The sequence below is a fragment of the Mycobacterium saskatchewanense genome, from assembly GCF_010729105.1.
GTDB classification, from domain to species: Bacteria; Actinomycetota; Actinomycetes; order Mycobacteriales; family Mycobacteriaceae; genus Mycobacterium; species Mycobacterium saskatchewanense.
Map to the genome: position 1 here is coordinate 5,055,162 of NZ_AP022573.1, position 21,086 is coordinate 5,076,247.

Genomic DNA, 21,086 nt, shown 5'->3' on the forward strand with positions numbered 1-21,086 from the left:
ATGGGTATTGAAATTCCGCCCGGCCTGCAATGGGTCGCGTACCTGGCCGGTGAGCAGTGGCCCAAGGGCGACGAAACCGCCATGTTCGAAATCGGCAACGACTGGAACAACTCGTCGCAACAGTTGTCAGCGCTGATACCCAAATTGCAACAGGCGCAGTCCGACACGATGTCGGCGGTCTCGGGCCAGACGGCCAGTGCGGTGGCAGCGCAATTCCAGTCGCTGCTCTCCGGTGATTCGTCCATCCAGAATCTGGCCGACCAGATGTCGTCGTTGGGCAGCCTCGCCCGGCAGACCGGCACGGACATTCAGTACACCAAGCTGCAAATCTTGAGCTCATTGGCGATCGCCGCCGCAGAGATTGCGTATGCACTCGCATCGGTCGAATGGACCTTCGGCGCGTCGATGGCCTGGATCCCGCCCATCGAAGCAATCACGATGGCGACGGTGCGCGAGCTCGTCACGGCGTTGGTGCGCCGGATTCTGACCTACTTGGCCGAGACACTGACCAAGAAGGGACTCCAGCAGCTCGGCAAGAAGGCCGCGGTGACGGCGATGAAGTTGGCACCGGAGATGGCCAAGGGGGCGGCGGTAGGAGCGGCCATAGGGGTGGTTCAAGACGTCGCCATCGAGGAGTGGCAAATTCAGCACGGGTTCCGCGACGGTGGCCTCGATTTGCAGCAGGTTTTTGAAATCGCCGTCGGCGCGGTGATAGGTGGGGCCGTGAGTCCTCTCGCGCACGGTGCCATTGCCAAAGTCATTGGAGAATCCACCGATATCGCTTCGAAGGCCGTTAAGGGCGCGCTCGGCCACTTCGGGACCGGGGTGGTCGGGAACGTCGCGGGTGGGGTGGCCACCGGGGGTGGCCTCGATGCGGCGGACATCTTCGGGGGAGCCGGTGGCGGTGCCATTTCCGGAGGAATCCACGGCGGGTCCGAGCATCCGGACGATGAAGGGCACAAGGGCGACGGCGACTCGACCAATGGCGACGATAAACCCACGGACTCCAACGGGGCGCCGACCGCCGGTCACTTCGTCGACACCCCGCCAGGACACGGGTCACTCAATCTCAACGGCGCGCCAGGTGACGACGCCCGAGTAACTCCGGGCGACGGCGGGCGCTCCGGGCCTACGCAGCCATCGGCCTTCAGCGAGACAACCGAAGTGTCGGGCGCACCGGGCGATGCGCCCAGAGTGAGCACGCCGCCGCCCGATGGCGCAAACGGCCATCCCTCGTTCGGTGACGAAACCACTACGCCGCCAACGACGCCCGCAGACACCGGCGCTCAGTCGCCCGTGTCGGAAACCCTCGCCTCGCAGGGGCCGGGATCAGCAGCGGGGAGTCCAGCGACGCCCCGCTCGTCAACCGCCGGCTTCTCGGACAACGGTTCCGGGGCACCGGGCGACCGCCATGAGTTGGGCGGACCGGGAGCGGGTGCTGAACAAGGGCCGGGCGTGCGGTCGAGTGGGGACGTCCCGGTTGATCCTTCCGGTGCGGTCAAGCCGCCGGCGACATCAACCGGAGCCCCCGCTCCGGCGGGCGCCCGGAACTCCGTGGGCGCCGAGCCGCACGCCGAGGTCACGAACTCGCGCGGTGCGGTGACCACGTCGTCTTCGGCCGCGTCCAACGGCAGATCGCCCGCGCCTCCGTCGGCCACGGACGATAGGTCGCGCGCGACGCTGACGGAGACACCCAGTAATTCGCAGTCGGGCGCCGCAGCTGCCGAGCGGTCGTCCCTGTCTAAGCCGACGGCTGTGGCGCGGACCGCGGACAGCCCCGCCGTTGGTTCCATAAAGCCGCCCGACTCCGGTGCCGATGTTCCACACTCGGGTCGCGGCGACGTTCCGGGAGATGCGAGGACCGCGAACGTAAGCGTCGACAGCGGAGGACCAACCGCGACAAGGTCCGCGGAAGACGCGCCGGCCACGCGCACCGTCGAGCCGTCCAGGACACCCGGTCCGCCACCCGCCGACACCACGGTATTGAGCCGCGACGCAATCACGTCCCCCAGCAACGAGATCGGCATCGGTGAGGGCTCGGGGAATGATGCCAGGGCATCGAACGCGGCCACCGGCAACGGGGAATCGTCGGCGGCGCGGTCCGCAGACGACCCGTCGACCGCTCGCAACGCTGAGCCGTCGTCGGCTACCGGTCTTCCGCCGGACGTCACAACTCCACCAAGCCGTGACGCAGACATGTTCTTAGACAGCGAGTTTCATGGTGTCGGCAGCGAGCCATCGGCCGCCGCCGGGCGTGCGGATGTCAGTCAAGAGCCGGTTCCACAATCCGACATGTCGACCGGTGATCGACAGAGCCCCGAGCCGGGGCCGCCGGAGGCGTTGTCGGCCGACAGGCCCGTGCCCGGTGCCAGCGGGGATCCGGTTGTTCGTGTGGGCGAATCCGGAGGGGATTCCGCCGACGGGCCGCCGTCGGCAGGCACCAAGCCGGAGGCGGGGGCAAGCGCGAGCCGGCCGCCCACCGAGGCCGCCGAGGGTCCGACGCGCCCAATGGCAGCCGACCAACCCAATCGGGCCTCGGCGAGCTTCTCGACCGAGTCTGGTGCCAACGCGGAGGCAGTCGCACGCAACGCGGAGAAGGCACCGGCTGCCAAGCCGAAGGAATCTGCCGCGCCCGATCCGGATGCGGCGAAGCGACCGGTGCCCGGCACCCATTCCGACGACGAGCGACCATCCCCCCCGTCATCCGCGTCGAGGCGCCGTCCGGGCGGGAACACCGACGAACGGCCCAAGTTCCCGGCACGGGGTGGATTTGAGCGGCCGAAGCCGTTCGGCGCGGCGTTGCACGGTGTCCCCGATCCCGCGGACTCGGGGGCCTCGGTCGGCGACCGGGGCGAAGGGCGTGACGGTGATTTGCCGGCGAGGCCGGTTAACTCTCCGACGGCAGGTGCAAGCCGAGCCGGCGTTGATGGCCCACACGAGGATTCCGTTCACGACCCGCACGACCCAGATGATGGGGCGGCCTCCAGCCCGCACACCGAGGTTGATGAATCCGGGCGACCCGTGCCCGGCCGGCAGGCGGCGGAGCCGTCGCGAGATGAACCGCCGCTGGGTGGTCTTCCCCGCTCTGACCACACCATCGGAGAGATCCGGACGTGGATTCGGGATGTCAACAATGACGGGGATCCGCGGGTGGTGCCCACGGGCGATCGCCTCCTCAACTGCGCGCCGGTCACGATGGTGGTGTTCGACAGGCTTTCTGGCACGCCGAGTTTCGGGCGGGCGCATCTGGCTCAACTGACCAGTGATGACCTGAGCGGATTCACCGGCCTGTCTTGGGTTTTCGACACACCCCAAGGCATTGGTCAGCGGTTGAGCACTGCGGGACGGGGTGCCCATACGGTGGTGGCCATCAAGTACGCCAAGGGGCAGGCACACAGTTTCAACGTGTTCTTCGACGGCGAGAAGGTCTACGCCCTGGACGGGCAGCACCGAACCGTCAAGGAGTGGCCGCCAGAGTTGGATCGGGCCGGCAATCCGGTGGTCGAGTGGTTCGTGGGGGCCGCCTCTACTGGACACGCCTCCACCGCCGCGCCGACACGACAGCACACGCATGCGGCCGGCTCGGAGTCGCGAGCCGACCCCGGGAAGGAAGCGAGCGTTGGCGGCTCGGTGCTGCACGGAGGAAGCGACGAGGCCGGCCCGTCCGGGCACGCCGGCGGCGGCCGAAGTGGTGAAAGTAGCTCGAGCGGGGGGGATCGTCAGTCGCCGGCCCCGCCTGCTGGGCACAGGCCCTTGCAACGCGCGCGGCCTCGCCCGCAGTCCGGTCAGTCCTCGGACTCCTCGATCTCCAGCTTCGGAGGCGAGCCGGTGTCGAGGTTCGGGCCCGACCATGTCAACGACCTCGACAGTGAACCCGTCGCCGACGAAGAACCGGTCACCCACGAAGATCGTGAACCGGTCGCTCCCGAAGACACAGAGGACGCCCGCGCACGGCCGCTTCCGGAATTGGAGCCTGACCAACGCGATGCGTGGCAGGCAGAGCTGGACAACAATCACGGTAACTCATTGGATGGCGGCGCCAGGGCGAGATTCCGGCCGGGGGCGCCGGCCACCATGGCGGAGGCGTGGGATCGATTCGCCGCGGCGTTCAACGCCCACCAGGCTGTCGGGTCTGACCCGTCGGCAATGGAGACGCGGGGGGTCACTCGCGCGCATCTGGCGGTGGCCCAACACGATCTGCGTCGGTGGGGGGCCGATCCCGAGGAACTGGTCGCCCGCTACCGGGCCCGCGCCGAGGGGAGGGAGCCGGACTCACCACCGGCGCCCAGCGCGTCGCCTGACACGCAGGGCGCGGGCGAAGGCACTCATGGCCTGCCGGTCAGCGGTGATGACTGGGTGGTCGCCGCCGACGGTGAGCATTATTGGGGGCGCTATGGCGGGGCCGGGTTGTTGTTACGGGCACAACGCCCCGACGGGTCGATGGCCGTGCTGTTACAGCATCGCGCGACCTGGACGGACCAGGGCGACACCTGGGGCTTGCCCGGCGGAGCCCGAGACCTCGGAGAGACCGCCGCGCAGGCAGCGCTTCGCGAGGCTCACGAAGAAGCCGGGCTGAGCACGGACCTGGTCAACGTAGGCGCGCCAATCGTCACCGCCAGGGCTCCCGGCATCGACTGGACCTACACGACGGTGATGGCCGATGCGCCTTACGCCCTGGAGACGGAAGCCAACGACGAAGGGGCGCTGCGCTGGGTCCCGATCGACGAGGTGAGCGACCTGGCGCTGCATCCCGGGTTCGCCGCCAGCTGGGATGGATTACGTTCCCAACTGGCCGACAATCCCCTCCCACCGCCTCGACCCAGCGCCCAGCACGACCCCAACGTCAATCCTCTCGACGCGATCGGCTTATACAGCACCACCTCCACCCGCACTACGTTCTTTCGCACCGACGACGACCTGCTCTTTCGGTATGACACCCGCGCACCCGAGGTCATCTTTGGCGAGGGATTCGCGTCGCGTGCACCGATCGTTCCAGGCATGTTGGCACCAACAAGCTTGGTGTCCACCGCCCGGCACCCGAACATCGTGCTGAACTTCTTGCAGCCTGACGAGTCCCAGGTGTTTCTCTACACCATCGATGCGCCCGGCGGCCTGGACCTCAACCGGACAGAGGGTCTTGATTCCGCCGCCTATCAGCAGGAGATTGCCTTCCCGGGCGGCATCAGGCGCGAGAACATCGTTGGGGTGCAGCGGGTTCTGCGTTTGCCGGCCCAATCCGACGACCCTGATGTGCATCTTCCCACTGAGTTCGGGGAGTTCGAGCCGAACCCGCACTTCAACCCGGATCTGCCGAACGCAGCGCCACACGCGCCGCTGGGCCCGGTGCGCGACGCCAGCGTTCCACCATCGCCGAGCAGCATAGGTTCGATATCTTTCGCGCCTGTCTCCAGCGGTCTTTATGCCAGGGAGCCTTCGGACGACTTCGATCCGTTTTTCGACGACTCCGCCTCACCGGCACCTCAGCCGTCCCGACAGGTCCTGGGGGGCTTCCCCACTGACGATTCGGAGGGGTCCCCGCACCCGGCACAAGCGGGAGACTTCGGGTCTGCCGGAATGGTCGACGAACACGGTGGCGCGAGTAGCCACGACGTGGCGTCGCCCGGGACGACCGGCATCGAAACCGAGCCTCGTCCCGAAAACGAGGCACTGATCGGTGACGATCCCGCGGGACACATCGGCATAGCCGAGTCACCGCTGACTGGTGGGTCGGAGTCCGACTACGGGACCAATGTGGTGTCACGCTTCGGTCATGGCCTCGGCGACGACGCAGTTCTTGACCCGGGCACCGCTCCTCCGCTTAACGACGGCGGCGGGAGGTCATCGGGGCGAACGCACTCAGAAGACGGCCCCAGTGATTCGCCGCCCGAACCTCCGCCGTCCCCCGATGCGCCTGCCAATACGCTTCCGGACGGCGACGCCGCGGCACCCCCACCGCCGCTCGACCACCACGGGGACCTGCCAAACCAACACGTCGCCGACTACCTGACCCGAGGCCTCGACGACCCTCGGCCACTACCGAATTCGGAGCGCCGCCCGGTCGACGGGCCGCCGCGCGAATCCGTCGCTCATCCTGTCGATGGTCACGATTTGGAACGGCCGCTTCCGGCGCTGTCACCTGACCGACGCGACGCGTGGAACGCGGAACTGGCCCAACGACTCCCGTCGGGCGTGCGTCCCGATGAATCATCGACCGGCGATGACCGGGGCACTGCGACCGAGTCCGAAGTCACGGCCGCACCAAGAGATTCAAACAATTCGCTTCAACATCCAGCACGAATCGTGCTGGGCACCTTGCCCCCAGACGATGCGGCGCCGGTGCACGCTGCTCCCGTGATGCCCGGGTCTGCCGGCGAGGGCGACGCCGGGCCGGCGAGAATGCCGGGTGACGACGATGACGGGTCGTCGTCCTCGGATTACTTCTCGTTCGAATCGGACTCGGACGATTCCGACGTCGAATACCACTCGGCGCGGCAATCTCTGGGGGACCCGTCGCGACCGTCGTCGCCGAGTTCCCAGTCCTCCTCGACGACCTCCGAGCGGGAAGTGGCGCACGACGACACGGTGACGCTGCCCCCCTCAGCGCGGGGTGCGGTTCCAGGGGATGCGCCGTCGAGCGAGACGCGTGTTCCCGCTCCTGCAGCGCGCCCGTTCGAGCACGGCAACGACTCGGTGCGGTCGGCTGACGGTCCCGCGCCGACGATCCGCTCCGATGATCCGCCCGTCGACACACACGGTGAACCGCCGTTTACCGATACCGACTCGGGCGCCCCCTCCCACGGCAGTGAGGAGCAGCAGGAACCACTGCCAACGCTGCGGGATGGCCAGCACGGCGAGTGGATCCGGGAGTTGGATCGACATGTCCGACCTGACATTCTCGCGGCGGCCAAGGGCAAACAGCGGGCGGAGGAGCACCCGAGCACGCGGATGGGCGCGTGGAACCGCTACTTCGAGACGTTCAACGCGCACGAGGAACACTCCACCGCTTCCACGCGTGAGCAGCTGGAGGGCGCGCGCCGGCAATTAGCCCAACATGGTCTCGACGCCGAAACGCTGGTGAGGCAGTACCGTGCTCGCTTCGCAAAGCAACCCCAACACGCGCCGCAACCGATACGCATCAGGCCGGCAGACGATAAGCCCACGATCCCCAAGCCGAAGGATGATTCGGAATCTCCGGAGCCGCAGCCGAACCCGGAATTGCCCGCGCGGATCGGAGACCACCTGATCCTCGGTGGCACCGACGTCATCGAGGAGTTCCACTCGGGAGACCAAAGTCTTGAGCACATCCGCCAGCTGGTGCTTCGCGAGGGCGGCGATAAAGCTTGGAGGCACAACGAGGAGCAGATCACCGCGTTGTTCTCCGACGACGGCCTCCGCCCCAAGGTTCCCGGAATGTTGCGCAGCGGCCGGGCGATCAAGCGGGTCTTCCAACTCGGGCTGGTAGGTACCTTGACGGTTGACCTGCGGCTCGACGGTTCCTCAGAGAAGTCGGAACTGCACTTCAAGGAAGAGATCGACAAGTACGAGTTCGAGCACACATCTGATTCGACGAACGTAGTCGGCGCGTCTGACCAGGACCGGACTGTGCTCTACGGGGGCGCCCAAGCCAACGTCACCGTACCGAACGGAACCTTCACGCCGACCGCGCTCAGACTCCGGACGCACGATGCGGCGCGAACCGAAGTGGTTGCCGACCGGCAGGTCAGTGGAGCCCAGACGGCGGAGCCCGGCGTCCGTTTCCACGGCACACTCCGGGCAATCATCACGCACAAAGTGGACCGCCTCACCGATCTGGTCCCAGGCCTCGCCAGTGACCAGCCGCACCCCCACAACGTCGACTACCACATGCAGGTTGTCGTTCCCAAGCGCGACGTGACCGATCAGGAGGCCGACGAAACGGAGGCCTCGGAGGCTCGGGACACGCTGGCTCCGCTACCGGGGCCCGCGGACCGGGGATCAGAGTCCGGCGGACCCCCGCGGGTTCAGCGCACCCATGCGTTGAACGGCTCTGATGTCGTCACCAATTTGTGGTTGCTCCCGGACGATCGGCCGAGCGCCGGGGGTGGCACCGCCGGGCCGGCGCGACCGGATCGCGTCGGATCGCACCTTGACGCCAGTGCGCAAGGCGACGAGCAACACACCTCGCGGGACGGGGGGCCGCAATCACCGACCCGGGGACCGTCGGTGCAGACGATTCCCGAATTCGTCACCAGCGCCGCTATGCGAGTCGCCTTCACCAAGGCCTACGGCAAGTCGGCCGGGCGGGCGATGCGCGAGACGGACAACTGGCTGACCGCTGAGCGGCTGCAGGCCAACCTCCATGGCATGACCAACAAGCAGCCCCTGGTCCTGCGTTTCGAGAGCATCCCCGGCGCCCGGCTGGAAGTACATGCCTTTGTCGAACCAATCGGCACCCCGGCCGTCACACGCCCGGCCCGGCCTGGTCACGTGGGGCACGCCGACGTGCGACCGGACGGGATGCCGCGCGCCACCCGGATGATGCGCGCCACCGGCAAGACCAAGGAGACCGAGTTCCATTACGGCACCGAGACGGATACCACGAGGACGCGTCAGGAGTCGATCACGTGGTCGTCGGAGCTGCCGACGCCCAGCCGGGCGCGAGGGCAGGGCGGTACCGACACGGGTCTGGTTTCCGCTGGCGTCGACGCGAATGTGATACCGGCCCGGACAGACAGCGAATCGCAGTCCCGCCGCTTCCGCATCCGCAACACTCTGAAGAACCCCGCGCCCGGCCAGGGCTGGCATGGTCAGGTTCGGCTCCGGTTCGAGATGCACGCTCCGGGTTCGGTTTCGCCGTCGAGGCGAGGGGCGCCGTTCAAGGGCGCAGTGCACGAGACGCGTGCCCGTTTCGACGTACTGATGGAGCATTCGGAAACATCGCCGGCTGAGACGTACGAGGGCAAGACGGTGTGGGCCCCGCCGCAGCGGATCTGGGGCGATCCGCCCGCCGCGGAGCGCAACTCGGTTGCCAAGTCCCCGTGGTGGCGGCCCGGAACCAGCCACCGCACCATACGGAATGCGAAGAACGGCGGCGATGGCCCTCAGCCCGCCTTCGCGCCCAAGCGCGACGCAATCCCGCGCGGCGCGAACGACACCGTGCCGCTGCAGGGTCTCGGCAGCATGGACCGAGTCACCAATCTTGACCTGAGCGGGTTCCGCGGCATGGTCGACTCGATGGGCCACCGGGCGTTCGGTCGCGACTGGAAAAACGTCCGCTCGGACGTCTCGTCCTGGTACCACCTCAACCGGGTCCGCGATGCGCTGCCCGCCATGACCCAGAAGAGTCCGCTGAGTCGCACGCAGCTATCCGGGCCCGGCTCGAAAACCAGAACCTCGCTTACCGCCAACTTCGAGCAACTCACGTTCCGGCGAGTGATCGAGACGCTGTCCAGTCCGAGTACCGAAGCCGTCGAGAGTTCGGCCAAGACAACCGAGCACACCCGGCAGTACAACGCCCAGACGGCGCTTGGCGGCCGCGGCGGCCACGTTTACAACAGCACGGTGTTGGGCGAGGTAATCGCCGGAGGTCAGCGCGTCACGCGCGACAGCGAGCGCGTCGGCAGCCAGCAACGCGTGGCCGTGGCGACCAAGTTCGATCAGCCGATGGCAATCTTCGACGGCTGGGTACGGCTCGATGGCACAATGACCGGCTCCAGGGCGACGGTCCACGAGTCCGGGCTTTTCCCCGTGGAGATCGCGATTCCGCTGACCGAGCTCCGAGGCTCCCGGGTCCACGACGCTGACTTGCCACCGACCTTCAACCGAGACACCCCCGCAGGCTTCATCGACCACCCGCGATCAAAGCCTGGTCCGGACCCGGTCGACAAGGCACCTCTCCCTCGGAATCCTTTCGCCCCCAGAGCGCTGAGCAACGGACCACTGCTTCCCGACCCGCCCAGGCGCCTGCGAAAGCCGCGCCACATTGCTGGTGAGGCGCCCGCCGGAGTGCCGCGGCCCACTGCGGCTCCTCCACGGCACGGCATCGTCGACGGCGGGTCTGTGTCTCGCGGGCGTGCTGAAAGCGCTTCGCGGACAATGCGGGATGGCCAGGGGAGCAGGCGCCTGCGAAAGCCGCGTCACATTGCCGGTGAGGCGCCTACCGGAGTGCCGCGGCCCACCGAGGCTCCTCCGCGGCACGGGGTGGTCGACGGGGGACCCTCGTCCCACGAGCGTGCTGAAAGTACCTCGCGGACAATGCGGGGCGCCCAGGGGAGCAGGCGCCTGCGAAAGCCCCGCCACATCGCTGGGAACGTGCCTCCGCGGGCCGAGAGGTCCCTTTCCGGTGGGTTCGACGAGACCCCCATGCCGAGCACTTCCGCGGCAGCGGATGGCGCGGCGTCCTTGGTGCGGAAAGCGGACCCCGTTCCGACCCAATGGGAGTGGAACCGACCGGAACCGGAAGGCTCCCCACAGCCACCCGAGCATGCTTTGCAAGACAGTTGGCATCCGTCCGACATGTTGGTCGGCCTAGACCCCAATACCGGCCTGGTGGAGGCAATCCGTGACGATCTAGCCCAGGCGCTGGGCGGACACCTCGACGATGAAATGGCCGCCCTATCGAATCAGTTCGGCCCGCGTGTGCTGGCCGCGCGGCTTACCCACGAATCGGGCACCGAGTGGAGCCATGAGATACGCGTGGCCGGCGGCAGCATCACCGTCAAGGTGCGGCCGGTCCGTGAGCCTCGATTTGAATACGTCGGCGCCTCCAAGAAGTTCGAGACCGATGTGTCCAGCGAGTCGGAGTCCTCGATCACTCACACACACGGTGCGGCGTGGCGCGCCGTCAAAGGCTTCCGTGTTCAGGTCCCAGTCCCCCACGGCACCGTGAGCGCACAACTCACCCACACCACGGCTGCGCGGCTCAAGGAGGACGTCGGCGCCGACGCCGATCGCGGTGTGACGCGGCCCAGCGACGTAAACATTCCGGACGTCGTCGGTGAGAGCGACTTCCGGTTGCCGACTCGGGTGCGCACGACTGAACCGCACAACTTGTTCCGCCAGCCGATCCGCTTTGACATCAGCTACGAACGGCACCTGGGTGCCAAGCTGTTGACGAGCGTTCCCCAAGAGCCACGGCCGGTTCGCCTCAGTGGCGTCTTTTCCTACCCCGAGGACGCGGCAACCGCCTCCGGACCGACCATCACCACGGAGCGCCCGGACCGGGACGCGCAGCCCAACCAGCGCCTGCACCTGGAGGTCGACCAGGCGGTCGTCAAGATACGTCCGCATCACGGCCCCGACCACGACTCCGCCGACAGCGTTGACCCCGGTAATGATCGCTCTCAGCGCACCTCCGGCGAGGACATGGTCGCGGCCCACGTCTTGGACTCCTTGGACGGTCCCGCCGCGGAAGTGTTCGGCGACAAGTGGCCCAAGGTGCGCGCCGAGCTCGTCCCGCATGTCAAGGCGATGGCCATCCAGCGCAGCCTCAACGACTACAGTCGCGGTGGCACCACTGTTGTCGAGTTGAAGTCGGTGCGCGGTGGGAAAGTCGTTCTCGGCGCCCGGCTTGACGCCATCGATCCATCGGACTCCACGGCAACGACGGAGTTCTACACCGGCAGCCAGCAGGCCTTGGCGGCGGCCGTATCCAGAACCGAAGTCAGCAACTGGCAAGGCTACGTTCAGGTTCAGGCCGATGCCCTACCCACCGGCGACACCGTCAATCTGTCGCTGCTCGGACGCCTGAACGCGGGTATGGGCAACGAGACGATCAACACGCGTACCGAGACCAGTTCCGCCGGCGTGGTTTTCCGCAAGAAGGTACCCACGCTGACCCATGTGGGAACAGCCACCATTGAGGTAGATATGAGTCGGCCGGCGGGCTCGGCCGGCGACCGTGTCGGCCGAGTCGGCACCGCCCGCGTCGACTTCGTCACGCGTGAATCACCAACGGATGTCCAACAACACGCGCAGTATGCCCCTCGCCCAGGGATCATCAGAAGCGACGAGCGACCAGACCAGGGACACACGGCGAATGGCCCGGAGGTCGATGTCGCGCGGAACGGTCTGTCGGAATCCGATCGTGCCGCATTACCCGCGCGAGGACTCAGCGACGCCACCATCGTCCGAAAGATCACCGATGGTGCGAACTTCCGTGCCGATACACGCCAGAGCCTGAGCGAAAGACTGAGCGCGGGGAAGATGCGCGAGATCGCCGACCATTTGACGGCATCCTTCAGCGACAATGCCCTGGCGCGCGACCTCACCGCGATGACCCGCACCGAGGACCGGGACGGGATAGAAGTGTTCCGACATGGGAAAGTGCGCATCACCGGTCGCGCGGACGTCAGCAATCTCGAGTTCAAGGAGGTCGAGCACGAGGGCGGGAACGCCTATGTGCTCAACGACGTGGTCGAGGCCACGGGGCGTCAGCACATCGTGAACCGTCAGGTCGGAATGCGTTTGCTCGGCGGCCCGCTGGCGCAACTCCACAAGAATGTTCAGGGCTCCCTGCTGTTCGGCGGGGGCGCCACCCTCCAAAAGCGCCAAGGCGCTTCGGTTTCCGAAGCCGCCAGAGTCTCGGCCAACTCAAAGTCCGCCCGCTCGTACGCCGTGTTCGACAGCACAGCCCGCGTTGTCTTGACTCTGTTCGACGGCGACAAGCGGTCCGAGCTACCCGCAGTCGACGTCCACGGGTCGATCCTGATCCCCGAGTCGGAGACCCATCCGGTTGAAGCGCGGCCGGACTCACCGTCGGATGACGGCGACGACTGGGTTACAGCTGCTGACGGTAAACGTTATTGGGGTCGTCACGGCGCGGCCGGACTGCTGCTGCGAGCACGCAAACCCGACGGTTCAATAGCGGTGCTGATGCAGCGGCGCGCGCCATGGACCGACCAGGGCGGGACGTGGGCTCTACCCGGCGGGGCCCGCGACCGCCACGAAACGGTTGAGCAGGCCGCGGTGCGTGAGACGCACGAAGAAACCGGTCTGCGCGCTGACGACGTCACCGTGCGTAAACCCCTCGTGACGGCCACCGCCGAGGGCACCGACTGGAGCTACACGACCGTCATTGCCGACGCGCCCTACCTGCTGGAAACGGTGCCCAATGAAGAGGGAACGGAACTGCGCTGGGTCGACGAGGACGAGGTGGACCGCCTGAACCTGCATCCGGGTTTCGCGGCCAGTTGGCAGGGATTACGAACCGCGATGACCGATGACCCGGTGCCCGCGTTGCGTCCCAGCGCCCAACTTGACCCCACCGTCGATCCCACCGATGTCACCGGCGTCTACACCATCAGAAACCCCGCCGGCGCGGTTTATTTCCGCACGGACAATGACCTCCTCTACCGTGAGGACAGCCGCCCGCCCGAGGTGATTTTCAACGAAGGTTTCGCGCCGCAAGCCGAGTTCCGGGATAGCGTTGCGAGAAGCGAGTTCATCTCCACGACTCGAGATCCCGATTTGAACTATCTCAGGTTCCGGGTGCCTGGCCGGGTTTTCCGGTACACCATAGATGCTCCCGGCGGCGTGGACGTCAATCGGACCGAAGGCCTCGACGCTTCCGCCTACCAGAAGGAGATCTCTTTCCGCGGCGGCATCAGGAGCGAAAACGTCGTCGGAGCCGTCGAGGTTCCGCCACGAGAGCAGTACCGGACCAACGCCGACGGAACGCGCGAGCCCACGACTCCCAAGTACGGATCTTTCGTGGCGAACCCGCGTTTCAACCCGGACCTGCCAAACGATGACGCGCCTCCGATGCCGCGAGGACCCGTTGGTGGGGTGCATGCGCCGCGTGACAGCGTCAGTGATGTCGGTTCCGCGTCGTCGTCAGCGAGCGATCGGCCCGACGCATGGGAGCAATACCTGGCCACGTTGAACGATGGCGAACACGGGGAGCCCGACCCGTCGGTACGAGAAGAAGGAACCGACCCCGTTGCGGTCGTGCACGCCGAGCCGGGTGACAGCTCGACGCTGCGGCAGCGAGTGGCCCGCGTTTGGAGGTTGGCGCGCAGTCAGTTCGGTGAGGTTGCGGCCGACGAGGACAGGCCGCTTTTGCCCAGCGGCCACACGGCGGAATCGGTTGCACGGCGGTATCCGTCGTTGGGTCAGGTGAATCCGGAGCGGGATTCCGTTTCGGCGATGTCGAATTGCGTCATCTCGGCGTTCGCTTTCGTCATCTCCGAACGCGAGCAGGGCCCATTCGAGGCACCGTTGACAGATTCCCTGCCGGGTGAGGACCTGCTCAATTTCCATCGGCAGTCGTTGGATCTCGGTGATGACGAGCACCGTGCGTACGCGATTCCCGACTTCAAGACCGCTTCGGCCGCGTTGGCAGCTGCCGGTGAGGGTGGGATGGCGCTGATCGCGGTGCGTGGCGGTGACGATGCGGTCATCAACCACGTGCTCGTTGGTCTTTCGGATGAGGCCGGGGTCAGCTTTGTCGATCCGCAGCGGGGAACGTTGGCCGTCGATCCGGCGGACGCGACCGGTTTGGTCATGCTGCCACTAACGCCCAATGTCCAAATGCCGCACGGTGCAAGGCTGTTGACCGCCGATGAGGTTCGACCGGCGCGAGATGCCGGTGATGGCGGAGAGGGGGCCGCTGAACCAGTTGCTCCGGCGCCCGAAGAGCTGCACGGCAAACCAACAGCTGGCCCGGCGGTGCATCCCGACGGGGTGCCCGACCACGCGGAGGGCGCAGCGGCCGGCATCGCAGACCCGAACCGGGCCTCTGGGTTGAATGAATTGCCCCGTACCGAAGCCACTTTGGATGAGGTGGCCGGCTGGTTAAGCGAGGTCAACCGTGACGGTGCCGACGCGGATGAGCAGGGGCGTGCGCTGAATTGTGGGCAGGCCACGATCGCGGTGTTTGACCGGTTGTCTGGGCGCCCGACATTCCGCACCGCGGGGCTGGTCACCGATTTGGACGAGGGCGGGGTCACCCGTGGTGAGTTGGAGGCGGTCACTGGTTTGACTGCCTTCCGGGCTACGCCTGAGGAGATCTCCCGGTTGTTGCGGGAACACGGTCCTGGTGCGCACACGGTTGTCCATGTTGAACGTGGGTCGGGCGATGGCACGGCGGCGCCGGCGCACGTGTTCAACGCGTTGTTTGATGGCCGGGAGGTGTATGTCCTTGATGGCCAGGCGGGAACGATGCGGGTGTGGCCGCCGAATTATGACCAGGGCGACCACCGTGTCCGGGCATGGACGGTTTTCGCGCACGATGGGGCGTTGCCGGATGCCGCGGGACGCGCCGCTGGCGACGATGTGGGTGAAGATATACCGGCAGGGGCGCGAAACCCGTGGGCGTTCTTGCGGAGACGTCCCGCGGCCGGGGCCCCGCTGGATAGCCTTGATGATCGGGCTGAGCTGGTGCGACAAGCGCGGGACCGTTCGGGTCGGGAAGGGGTCGCTGAGGACCGGTTCGGTCTGGATCCGTTCGGGTTGCGCGATCTGGCGCCCGCGCCGCCACATCTGGAAGATGTACGGCTCACCGATGTCCCGACTGAGGAAGCGCAGGTCTGGTCCGGTAACCGGTCGTATCTGAGCGTTGACTTCGAGACCAGACAGCGCAACCTTTTGGCGGCTACTCCAGGCATGGAGGCACTGGGTAAGCACCTTCGCAGCTTGGCAAACGCGTCCGAGTCGCGCGAGGTGGAGGTCTGGGTCGAAGGGGGCGGAGCCCGCCGTGGTGGCGACGCCGGGATGGACAGGGCCACCTGGGTCCGCCAGCAGCTGATCGACCAGGTGGGTAATGCGAAGATCACGTGGCACCCACCGACTAACCGCGGCAGGGACGCCACCGCCGCCCCAGTGGCGGGTGGGGTCGACAACCGGCGCCAGGTCATGGTCTGGTGGAAGGTTAAGCCTATCCCAGCGGGCGAGCGCCCAGTTGAGCACGAGCAGCATCCGCAGAGGCTAGCCGGGTCCTCGTCGTTGGGCGTCCCAAGTAGCTTGCCGCCGGAGGATCCCGTGGTCGGCCGGGCAGGGGTTCTGCGCGAGCACGATTCCCTAGAGATCCATGGGTCAAACGGTAGCGAGGCAGCCACGCCCGATGAGCGTGAGCGCGTCGCCGAGCGGCTCGCCGGTCCCGATCGGGTCGTGCCTGGTGGGGATCCGCGCACTCGAGGCGCGGGCGACATAGCCTCGGAGCGGCTGCTTTCCGAGCCTTCGGCTGCGTCCGCGCCACGGAGCGTCTCCCGCGGGCTGTCGCCGGAGGACGCAGCGGCGGACCGGACCACGGAGACGGCCGGCCCTCGCGCGGGAGATCCGCATGACGAAAGCCGTGCACCGGAGCAGGACACCCCGCCTGAATCGGCTATCACCTCGCCGGATCCCGGCAAGGTGGCCGCCTTCCAGATGATCGCGCCGGATCTGGCGCACCTTGTCACGCGTACGGGGACGTCGGGCCAGCTCGGCGGTCGTGGGCACCGGCCGTTCACTGACTTCCCCCGCGACCGAGATGGCCGGCTGTCCGAGCAAGCGATTCTGGACTACCTCGACACGATGGGAGCCCAAGTTTCGGACAACATGGCGGACGTCATGCGGCGCGCCGGAGTCGCCATCCACGGCGTCGACGACGCGGAGCTGGCAGCCCAGATCGAGCGGGAACCGGCTCTTAGCGCGCAGTATCCGGAGCTGACGACCTATCTCCAGCGATCCGATCGCACGACACAGATCGATGCGAACGTCGACCTCAGGCCCGAGGGCGTGGGGCACGAAGGCGTCCAGGTCACCTTCTGGCTTTCGGATGGCGACCCCATGGCAGCGCCCCGCCAGAGACTCGTGCTGCGTGCGCTGTCCGTCCTGCGGGGCGCCGGCTACGTGCTGCCGCCAGACCTGAACGTCGGCCTGCCGCGATACCACCGCTCGCTGATCGTCCGCAGCGTCGCCGATAGTCGCGGACAGCGCGCAATCGAGATATCCACTAGGTCAGTAAGTAACCTGGTCGGTACCAGGGATTGGGCCTCGTACGCCCCTCCCAACCAGATGTTCGTCAGTGCTCGCCCCGTTGCGCACCGATTCGTGGGTGAGAAGCGCCAGGGCACGCACACGGTCGACGACCAAATGCTCGACACAGGCTTTGGCGCCGTGCTGCACGAGATGATGCACTGGCTGCATTTTCAGGGGCGGCCGGACCGGTTCGTGGACCTGACGTGGGCATCGTTCCGGCCGGCCGACGTCACCCATGTGGGAAGTGTCAGCGCTTATTCACGCGAAAATCCACACGAGTTCGTTGCGGAGTATGGCCTGGGCCGGCTCTTGGGCCGCAGGTACGGAGACCCCGAGGTCGAGGCCCGGCTCGAAGCCCTCTACGCGGGCCTTGGGGGGCCGCTTCCCAGCTCCAGCGATGCCCACCAGACCCCAGAGCCCCCGGGGCTGAGCGGTGAGGAACTGGCTCATCTGACCGACGTCGTGCGGCAGATGACGGGCCTGTCTTCGGTTACCCGCGACGAGGTCCGCACTGCCGAAGCGGCCTTGCCGCCGTTCGACCGGTGGCGCACCCTCGAGAGCCGGGCCGAACCCATCGGTGCCCGCCTTGCGTCGCGCACCTGGGACGATTTCGCGGCTCGCGACCCGGAGAGCGCCGAAAGGATCCTTGATTGGGTGGTCCAGACCCTGAACAGCCATGGCTTCACCGGCGTCGACGAACAGGTCAAGCGAACCTATGCATCTCTGACGCCGGAGCAGCGCAGCGGTTCGGAACGGCGCGTCGAGCTGGCCCTGTACCACTATGTCAGCGAGGGACTGAACGCGGCGGCCGCGCAACGACGAGAGCAAGACCACAGCATCACGAGGTCGCCCGACGACGAGCCGGGCCAGGGCAGTCCGGGCAAGCGCTCGCCCGCGACGGGGTCGGATGTGTCGCGCACGCCATCACGCGAGGCGTTCGGCGGCTCGGAGCGACGGGCGCACGACAGGCTGGCGGCCTCGCCGCCGCGCGTCGAAGCTACGGCATCGGCTGCCGCACGTTCACCGTCGGAGTCCATTGACTCCGTAGCCGACGAGGACTCTGATGCTGGGGTGTTGCGGTTGCGGGGTGGGGCCGGTGACGAGGACTTCGCTTTGCCGAGTGCTCAATTGGACCCCTCCGTTGATCCGCGGAATGTCACGGGTTTGGTCGATGGGGCCGGCGTGCATGTGCGCACCGATGACGACCCGCTGTTCCGCGATGACACTCGCGAACCGTTTGAGGTTTTCGGGTCGGGTTTTGAGCCTGTGGATCCGTCCAATGCGAACCTGGAGAGCTTTGGTCGTGGCCGTCCGGCTGCGTTTGTGTCGACGACGCGTGATCCGGACCTGAACCATCTTGGGCCGCCGACGGAGGGCCGTCCCAGGGTGTTTCGTTACCGCATCCAGGCGCCGGGTGGTATTGACATCAATGCGACGGTGTCTCATCACCAAGACGTGCATGGACGCGAGATCGTGTTCCCCGGTGGGATTCGGCGGGAAAACATCGTGGGCGCCGAGGAAGTTCTTTCCGGTGGTCCTGGGGAACTTGGCCTTGGGCGCTTTATCGACAATCCGCACTTCGATCCCGGCGCGCCGAATCCGCATTTCCCGGCGGCGGTTCACGACGAGGAGCCGCATTGGTCGGACTCCGATGACGATGATGACCTCACCCCGACGAACACCCCGCGGGCGCGGCCGATCGACCTCGACCCACCGCCGACACCCGACGTAATCGAAGAGACGCCCACTATTCCGGGCGACCAGGGCAATCGCGTTTCCCGCCCGTTCGCCGAGACCGCCCGCCCGGGTGTCGATGGCGTCGCCCGCCCGGTGCGCGAGTCGAGCGGCGACAGGATCGATACGCCCGATGACCTGGAGCGCGCCGTCGAGCAGATCGCCGGTCCGGATCGGGTCGTGCCCGGCGACGATCCGCACACCGACCCGATCGCCTGCACCGTTCTGCTCGCCGAAATGGTAGAGGCGTTGTATCCCGACCGGTTGGCCGCCATCCCGGCGACCGGCCGGACGCTGGATGACTCGGTGCTCGCTGGGCGACCGGTCGATCGGCTCATCGGTGTTGCGGAGCCGGTGCCGGTCAATTCCTGGGACGATGTGGCGGATCGGCTGCACGATGCGGCCGGCGAAACCGGCCGTAGCACCGCGTTGGTCCTCGTCAGCCACGCCAATGGGGTGGGTCATGCGCTGGGTGCCCACCGTTTCGCGGACGGGCGGATCGCGTATTTCGATCTGCACGAAGAGCCGGGGCAGCGGGTGATGGTCGATCAGTCGCCCGAGGTGGGCCTGGCGCGCGCCTCGATGGTGGTCCTCGACGGCGCCGCCAACGAGGTGCGGCCGCAGGCGGCAGGACACTCGTCGGTCGTCGATGCGCTGATCGACCCGCCGGGTGATCCGAGGTACGGGCGGGGCGGGGTCGAAGCCGAGTTCCACGGAGGCTATCTCGAGTACCCCGACGAACTGGTGGACCCCGATTCGCTCACTCCGGTGGCCGACCTGGAACACCACGTTCCCTGGCTGGCAAGGAATGACCGTCACGGGCTCAAGGTGGTGCTCGACGTCGGCACCTTCGACCTGACGGGCGACGGTGGTGTCGCCATGGGAGGAACCGCACACGACCGGGTCGATTTCACCACCGAACCGATCCTGGAAGTCGTCACCGAGCGTCCGTTGGCTGAGCTGCGCAACGACCCCCCGACCAACACCACCTCCGCGCTGACGGTGGCTCAGCGGGCGTTGGTTCGGCTCGACGGCCTTGCCCGCTCGGCGGATCCGGTTGACCACCGGGCGCACGGGCTCGCGGACATTTTCCCCGAGTCGGAGGGGTGGACGCTGCATCCGAACGCCACCGATTTCAACTTCGTTCCGGTTTCGGTCGGCGACTCGGCGACGACGGCGATGCACCACACCAAAGGTGTGCCCCTGGGTGCGGTTGCGGATTTCATGCGCGGCGTCCGCGAGCGGATCTGGGCCCCGCAGGCGCGCGAACTGCACCGCGACGGAGCGGAATTCGCCGCGTCAGTGGTGGCGAACTTCCGCGCCGCAACTGGGTCGCCGGCCGACGACGGGGGGGCGCGCCCCGCGGAGTCACGGGCCCCGGATCCAAGCGAAGTGCGCGATCTCGAGGGGGCGATGTGGCTGACGTATGTCCACGTCGCCGGACTGGCGATGGCCACCACGGTGGAAAGCATCGGCGGCAAGGCGTTCAGCGCGGTGGCGATGCGGCAGAGCCTGCGGTCCCTGCGTGGCGAGTTGTCGCCGGCGGCACAGGATTTCCTTCACGACAACGCAGACCTCGTTCGGGTGACCTTCGAAAGCCATCTCTTGAGTCGTGTACGCGACTTCAGCACGCGTTATGTGAACGCCCGCAACCTCGCCCACGACAGGCACGCCGATTCCCCGCGCTATCACAGCGCGCCGCCCCGACTCGCCGAGGACGAAGAGGTCCGGCCGTTGCGAGCGGTGCGTTACGCGCGCCTACCCGAAACCCACGGTCGAGACACCCTGAGGGTCGGGGACTATCTCGACACCATGCTTCTGCACGACCCCGCCGTTACCGTCAACCAAGACGAGGCGTTCGGTGTGCGCACGCACTTCGACGACCTGGACCGGGCGCGCGCCGGTGAACGCGGACTGCTGTTGCTGGAACTGCGCAACGACGGCCAACGCCTCATCACGCCCGATCAACTCCGGGCGCAGTACGACGAACTGACCACGATCGTGCGCGATGCGGTACAAACGGCGGAGCCCGGCACCATCGCCACGCTGAGTCGGCGATTCGCCCGCATGATGAGCGGACCCTGGAACATCTCCCGCGACGGTACGGGGGCGCGGTCGCCCGAGATACGCACAGCCGAGCCGCCGAGGGAGGACACGGCGGACGCCGGCTCCGCCGTCGCGGCCGACCGCGGCCCGGCGACCCTATGGAGACCAGAGGCGGGCGCGGCCAGGACACGACTTTCGAGGTTGGGTATCACGCGGAGCGCCGACATCGCCGACACCGCCTCGCCGGAAGGGGTGGGGCGCCCCGAAGGCGCAGGCGACGAAGCCACGGAGGGCCCGACCGAGACGGCGAACACCACCAGTGGTCCGCCACAGGGCCGCGGCATGGCGAGATTCCCGCAGGGCGGTGG

1 protein-coding gene (only partly in view) is annotated in these 21,086 nt (G+C 67.2%); it reads left to right on the forward strand.

What is annotated here, in order from left to right:
* Positions 1 to 21,086 carry the 5' portion of a scabin-related ADP-ribosyltransferase gene (locus G6N56_RS23840; RefSeq protein ID WP_085254266.1) on the forward strand. 16,795 nt of this gene lie beyond the right edge of the window, so the window shows 21,086 of its 37,881 coding nt (coding positions 1-21,086); the start codon lies at positions 1 to 3; the stop codon falls past the right edge of the window.